This is a genomic window from Streptomyces sp., assembly GCF_031178505.1.
GTDB classification, from domain to species: Bacteria; Actinomycetota; Actinomycetes; order Streptomycetales; family Streptomycetaceae; genus Streptomyces; species Streptomyces gulbargensis.
In genome coordinates this window covers 1-6,682 of sequence record NZ_JAPSIW010000377.1, presented here as the reverse complement: position 1 = coordinate 6,682, position 6,682 = coordinate 1, and the positions used below count along the sequence as shown (strand labels likewise).

At 67.9% G+C, this 6,682-nt stretch carries 4 protein-coding genes and 1 pseudogene; all 5 read left to right on the top strand.

Going from position 1 to position 6,682, the window contains the following annotated elements; all coding sequences use genetic code 11:
• Nucleotides 1-3 precede the first annotated feature (3 nt).
• The gene (locus RIF68_RS22555) at nucleotides 4-1,602 is read left to right on the top strand and encodes a hypothetical protein (RefSeq protein WP_309053105.1); all 1,599 of its coding nucleotides are present in this window, start codon (nucleotides 4-6) and stop codon (nucleotides 1,600-1,602) included.
• Nucleotides 1,603-1,605: 3 nt separating this feature from the next.
• Nucleotides 1,606-3,132 (top strand): SCO6880 family protein, encoded by a 1,527-nt coding sequence (locus RIF68_RS22550; RefSeq protein ID WP_309053103.1) that lies wholly within the window; start codon nucleotides 1,606-1,608, stop codon nucleotides 3,130-3,132.
• Entirely contained in the window at nucleotides 3,132-4,679 is a 1,548-nt protein-coding gene (locus RIF68_RS22545) for a type VI secretion protein (protein WP_309053102.1), read from the top strand. The genes RIF68_RS22550 and RIF68_RS22545 overlap by 1 nt, the downstream gene beginning before the upstream one ends.
• 17 nt (nucleotides 4,680-4,696) lie before the next feature.
• Nucleotides 4,697-6,379 carry a type IV secretory system conjugative DNA transfer family protein gene (locus RIF68_RS22540; RefSeq protein ID WP_309053104.1) on the top strand — a complete coding sequence of 561 codons (1,683 nt, stop codon included), beginning with the start codon at nucleotides 4,697-4,699 and terminating at the stop codon, nucleotides 6,377-6,379.
• Nucleotides 6,372-6,682 (top strand): annotated as a pseudogene (locus tag RIF68_RS22535) (hypothetical protein); the annotation flags it as partial. The gene RIF68_RS22540 and the pseudogene RIF68_RS22535, both read left to right, overlap by 8 nt.

Sequence of the window (6,682 nt, the reverse complement as noted above, 5' to 3'; positions counted from 1 at the left end):
CACATCGGAAAGGACGGCCGCCAATTCGAGCTCAAGGAACTGGAACGCTGGGAGAAGACGGCCGACAAGAATCAGCCCAACTACGAGAAGTTCCACTCATACCTTGTCAAGTGCGTCAAGACAGACGGTAAGGCTTTCGCCGTCTGCAAGGAGGAAGCCAACGGCAAGTGGCCGCCTCCCGCCAAGACGCCGTTGACGTGGGCGAGAGAACAGATCAGCCAGGCGGCAGCCGACGCACTGGAAGAGGCCGCTGCCAAACTGGGCGAGTCGGTGATCTGGCTCCTACGGCAGTTCGCAGACGCCTTCAACGACATCTCCACCATCGACCTGACAAAGACGGGGATCAACCGCATCCTGGGCTTCACCACAGGTCTATCGGTGATCATTGCGGCGTTCCTACTGCTGGTGCAATTCAGCAAGGTGGCCGTGTCCCAACAGGGCGGTCCGCTCGTCACGGCGATCACGGGCCTGGCAAAGTGGGCTGCCGTTCTCGCGGTGTACCTCTTCGCCACACAAGTGGCCCTCAACTGGTCCGACACCCTCTCCACCGCCCTGATCAACTACACCTTCGACGGTGGCGGGAGCACCTCAGAGGACGCGACGAAGGCGATGAAGGAGCAGCTCGGGACGCTCTTCGGCGGCCTCCTCGGAGGCGGCGGAACGGCCGTGGCCGGGTCGGCACTCATCACGGGAAGCGGCATCGCCCCGGCCATGGTGGGCTTCGTGCTCGTCATGTCGATCCTGTGCATTCTCGCGATCGGCGCCCTGTGGGTCGAAATGCTGGTCCGTCAGGCCGGGATCATGATCATCGTTACGATGATGCCCATCGCCGCCGCGGGCTCGATGGCAGATCCCACAAAGAACTGGCTGCCCAAGGCACGGAACGCGCTGATTGCGCTCATCCTGGCCAAGCCCGTGATCGTCGTCTGCTTCGCCATCGGCTTCGCCGCAATGACCGGCGGCCAGGGCGTACGCAACGTCATCGTCGGCTTCATCATCTTCGTCGTCGCGGGCACCAGCTGGCCTGTCCTGGCCCGGTTCATCATCGTCAGCGATGCCGGTGACGGAACGTCGACCGGCTCCGGGATGATCAGCAGTCTCGGAAGTTCCGTCTCCTCGATGTTCGGCGGCAACCAGCCCTCCCTCAGCGGTGCCGGAACCTCCGGCGGCGGCGGCAACTACACCAAGGCACTGGAGGCGGAGAACTCCATCGCGTCCAGCGACAGCGGCGCGGGCCGGGGCTTCTGGTCCAAGGCCATGCTGGGCAGCAAGAGCGGCACCTTCATGAGTAAGGTCGCCGGAACCGTCGGGGTTGGGCTCCAGGTCGCCGCAGCAGGCAAGGACGTCGCCGAGAGCTCGTTCCAGAACACGGCAGCCAACGCCGGCCTCGGCCACGGCGCCCAGGGCGGCCGCCACGTCGTGGTTCCGCCCCGCAACAGCGACGGCGGGGAATCGCCACCCACCGCTGCCCAGTCCGCGACGCCGGAGAGAGAGCCAGAGCCCTCTCCGCCCACGCCTGCGCAGCCTGCCGTGCCGGCGCCCGCCACGCCACCCGCGCCCGCACCGAACCCCCCACCCCCGAGCAGTTCCGGAGGGAGCTGACCCGTGTCCCAGACAGAACCCGCACTGTATGGCGGTTGGCAGTCGGAACGCTCCGGCTTCATGGGCAACTTGAGCGGCCTCGGCTTCGTGCTGGTCGTGGCGGCCTTGATCTTCGCCATGCTCCCCATCTACACCCGCTCCTGGAGCTCCGCCCTCTTCGCGCTGCCCATGGCGCTCCTCCTGCTGCTTCTCGCTTACGGGCGGGTGCTCGGGCTGTCAGCAGACGAGTGGATCGTTCTCGCAGTTAGGCATCAGATCGCAGTGGCTACCAACCGCAACCTCTTCTTCTCCGGCCTGTTCGCACCGCGGACCGCAGACGGCAGCCAACCGATGGACCTGCCGGGCCGGCTCGCCCGGCTGCACCTGTTGGAAGCGCCCGACGGCCTCGGCGGTCAACTCGGGATCATGCATAACCCGGTGGACAACACCTACACAGCGATCTGCCGCGTGTCCTTCCCCGGGCTCGCGCTCGTCGACACAGAGAAGCAGAACGCCCGGGTGAAGGGATGGGCCGCCTTCCTCCGCGGACTCTGCAAGGAAGACGGGGTAATCACCCGTATCTCCGTCCATCAGCGCAGCCTCCCCGACGACGGAGCGGCTCTGCGCTCGTGGACGGACCGCCACACCTCCCCCGACGCGCCGCCGGCGGCCGTCCAGGCCCTCGACGAACTGATGGCAGGCGCAGGCCCCGCTGCCACCACCCGAGAGACGTACCTGTCCGTCACCCTGTCCGCTGCCCGCGCCCGTCTGATGATCAAAGGCGCCGGAGGCGGCCAGATCGGCGCGGCCGCCGTCCTCGTCCGTGAGATCAACGCGATGGCGAGCCCACTTTCCAGCGCGGGGCTTCAGGTCACCGAATGGCTGTCCCCGCGAGGTGTCGCTCAGGTGATCCGCACAGCATTCGATCCCGAAGCCCAACTGGCGCTGTCCGCCCGCAGCACTGCCGCAGAAGATCCGACGTGGCAAGGCGCCCCCAAGGGGGTGGCTCCAGAGCTGGCCGGGCCCGCCGCCACCGAGACGATCTGGGGCCTCTACCGTCACGATGGCGCATGGACGGTCAGCTATCAGGTCAGGGGCCTTCCTCAGTCCGAGGTCTATGCGACATTCCTCCAGCCACTGCTTCGCCCCCGATCTAATGCCAGGCGATCTCTCACTCTGGTCTACGAGCCGATCGGTCCGGCGAAGGCACGGCAGGAACTGGCCCGCGAGAAGACGAAGCGTGATGCAGCCCGGAAACTGCGGGCGAAGACCGGGCGCGCGGAAAGCGAGGACGAGCGGCGCGAGGCGATGACCGCGCGCGCCCAGGACGTGGCCCGAGCGAGCGGCCACGGAGTCCTGCGGCTCACTGCTCTCGTCGCCGTCACGGTGACGGACCTCGAGGAGCTGGAGACAGCATGTGCTGAGCTCCAGGCCGATGCCTCATCGGCTGGCCTTGAAGTCCGCCGGATCTGGGGTGCGCAGGACGACGGTTTCACCATCGCGGCCTTGCCCCTGGGCCTGGGGCTGCCGGACCGACGGGTGGGCATCTGATGTCTTTCCTCCGCCGCGGTGATGGTGGCGACACCCGCCTCAAAGCCGCTCCTCTGGGGACTTTCCTGGACGAGGCCGAAGAGCGCCCAGTCCCTCGACAGCTGTCCGCACGCGAGAAACGCCGTTCACGGCTGCTGGAGAGCCCTGAAGCAGCCATGCGGATCGCGCCTCGCAAAGGGTGGCCACATCCTTTCGCCGGTCGGGCCGCCTCGCTCGCGAAGACTGAGGTCTTCCGCGCCGACAGCGATCGGGCATCGGGTATCTATCCCTTCCTGCACGCCGCGAGCCTGCCGCCCATCGGCGTGTACATGGGGTGGAACACCCTCACGATGCAGGCGTTCTCGGCGCATCCGGCCGCCTGGGTCAAGGAGGGGCTCGCCACCAACCCCAACGTCATGATCACCGGCATCCCCGGCAGTGGGAAGAGCGCACACATCAAGGCGCTGTGCTTCCGCCTGATGGCCCTGGGCCACCGCACGCTGATCGCCGGGGACGTCAAGGGCGAGTACAAGGGACTGTGCGAGCACCTTGGGGTCGACCCTGTCCGCCTCGGTCCCGGTCTGCCCGGCAGGCTCAACCCGCTGGATGCAGGCCCTCTGGGTTTCGACCTGGAGAACATCAAGGACCGGGCTGTGCTCCAGGCCCGGCTCCAGGAGATCCACCGCAGGCGGCTGACCCTGCTGAAGGCACTGCTGGAACTCCAGCTGAAGCGGACCCTCCGCCCGCAGGAAGAGGAGTGCCTGGACGTCGCGGTCCGCGAGGTCACCGGCGAGCTGCACGGACAGAGCAACCTGGCCGTGCCGACCCTCCCCCTGGTCTACGCGAAGCTGCGCGACCCGAGCGAGGCCATGGCGCGGGAGCTACGCGTCCGCGACGACGACATCCAGCTCGCCCGGGAACACATGGCGTCCCTGCGCTCCGCGCTCGGCGGGATGATCACCGGCCACCTGGGCGGGCTGTTCGACGAGCAGACCTCGATCGGACTGGACTGGGAAGCCCCAATCCAGAGCGTCGACATCTCCGCCCTGGAGCAGTACGGCGACGAGACCGTGGCAATGGTCCTGACCTGTGTCTCCTCTTGGGCGCAGTCAGCGATCGACCGTCCCGGCGAGCGTCCGTGGATCGTCGTACGCGATGAGCTGTGGCGGCAGATGCGATCCGGCGGCGCCGCGATGGTCCGCAAAATCGACGCGGACCTGCGCCTGTCCCGTGCGACCGGCACCATCCAACTCCTGGCCACGCACCGCCTGTCGGACTTCGAGTCCGTCGGCGCGGCCGGCTCGGAGGCCGTGGCCATCGCCAAGGACCTGATCGCGTCCTGCGAGACCCGCATCCAGCTTGCCCAGGACACCAAGCCGCTCCAGATCACGCGCGAGGCGATCGGCCTGACCGACGCCGAGTGCGAACTGATCGGGAGCTGGGGCGCCGGCCAACGCGGCCGCGCCCTGTGGAAGGTCGGCCGCGGCGGCGGCAGCCACGCGGTCCAACTGATGCTGTCCCACACCGAGAAGGCCCTGTTCGAAACGGACGAGCGGATGGTGGTCTGATGGCCAACGACAAGAGCATGGACGACAGCACGCTCCTAGCCGCCATCGGCGCCGGGTTCCTCATCGGCGCCAGCGCGATCGTGCTCGCGGCCGCGCCCGTGGCGGGGCTGGTGACCGGCAAGGGGTGGGCATCGTCCAGCAAGAGCCTGCCCGAGACCATCCTGCTGACCGTCAGCCAGGGCCCCGGATCGGTCTACGAACCGGCCCCGCCCACCTGGGCGTTCTGGCTCGTGGTCGCCGTCTTCCTGGTCCTGCTGATCGTCATCGTGGCCGTCCTGCTGCGGGTCTTCGGCGGCAAGAAGGACCTCGGTGGCGCCCAGTGGGGCGGGGTGAAGACGGAGAAGGAACTCGCCGTCGATCCCGACCCGGTCAACCGGCCGAACCAGATCACCGCCGGGCGGGGACAGCTCACGAAGAAGATCCTCGCCGCGGAGCCCAACATCTCCGCGACCGTGTTCGGCGTCCCGGGCTCCACGAAAACAACCGGTTTGGTCCTCGGTAACGCCGCCGAGTGGCAGGGCCCGCTGGTCGTGACCACCGTCAAGGCCGCGGACCTCGATGTGATCTACGAGAGCCGACGGCACCTAGGGCCGGTGTACGTCATCGCCCCAGCCGGAATCCCCGGCCGCAAGACCGCCCGCTGGTCTCCCGTCGACTACGCCAAGGACCCCAAGTCGGCCGACCGGATGGCGGAGTGGCTTGCCAACGCCTCCACCTCCGGTCATGACAAGCGGGCCGCTCCCTGGATCGACCAGGCGCGTGGCATCCTCAAGGGTCTGCTGCTCGCCGCCAACATCACCGGCGGCGGCATCAACGCGTTCAGGGAGTGGCTGGCCCTTGGCAAGGACGCGGTCGAGCACGTCAAGGCGGTTCTCGAACCGGAGTACCCCGAGGTCTCCCTGGACTACTCCCGGCCCTGGGTCACGCTCCATGACGACGGAATCGGCAGCATCCAGTTCACCTTGAACGTCATCGCCTCGGTGTACAGGGACGAGGAGGTGCGGGCCACCGCGGCCGGCACCGACTTCACGGTGGAGGAGCTGCTCGACAAGAACGCCACCGTCTGCCTGGTCGCCGCCCCTTCGGACGCCGAGCGGTACGCGCCCCTGCTGACCGCCATCATCGCGTCGATCATCCACGGCGCCGAGCAGCGCTACCTCCGCACCGGCGTTCCCCTCTCCCCCGGCCTGGGCGTCATGGTCGACGAGGCCGGCAACATGCTGCGCTACCCCGGACTTCCGGGGGTGCTCACCACGGGCCGGGGCATGGGCATCACCGTGCTGACCGTCTGGCACGACCTGTCGCAGCTGCGGACCCGGTTCGGGCACGACGCCGCCAACACCGTGCTCAGCGCTTCGGGGCTGCGGATGCTGCTGCCGGGCTGCGGCGACCCCGAAACCCTGCGCCACTTCTCTGGCATCTACGGCCGTACGTACGTGGAGCGCACCACGAAGTCGACGGGCCGCGGACAGAACTCGTCGTCGACCACCCAGGTCGAAACGGACCTGGCCCCGATCCACGAGCTGATGCAGCTGCCGAAGTTCACGGCCATCGCGCAGTACAGCAACCTGCCGCCGGTGAAAGTGAACATGCGGCTCACCTGGCGGGACGGCGACCTGATGAAGTGGCTGGCGCGGCCCGCCCCGGGACCATCGCTGACGAAGTCCGCCCCGACTGCCCTGGAGGCGTCCGATGTCTGACCCCACCGCCGTGGCGTCGCCGGCCACGGCCCCGGCTGCCGTGAACGACGAGGAGAGCAAGCCGGAGCCGATCACCCGCTGGGTGTGGCGGGCTATGGAACCGGCAGAGCGTGAGGCGCGGCTGCTGGAGCTGACCGGCTGGGTCGACTGGCTGCTGACGGCCCACCCCAAGCTGCACTCCAAGCTGCCGAGATGCTGGCACCAGCACGAGGACATCATCGAGCACCTGACCGCCCTATTCCTGGGGTGGGTCCGTACGTACGCAGGCGACCCGGCCAAGATGTCCACCCGTGGCGAGATCGA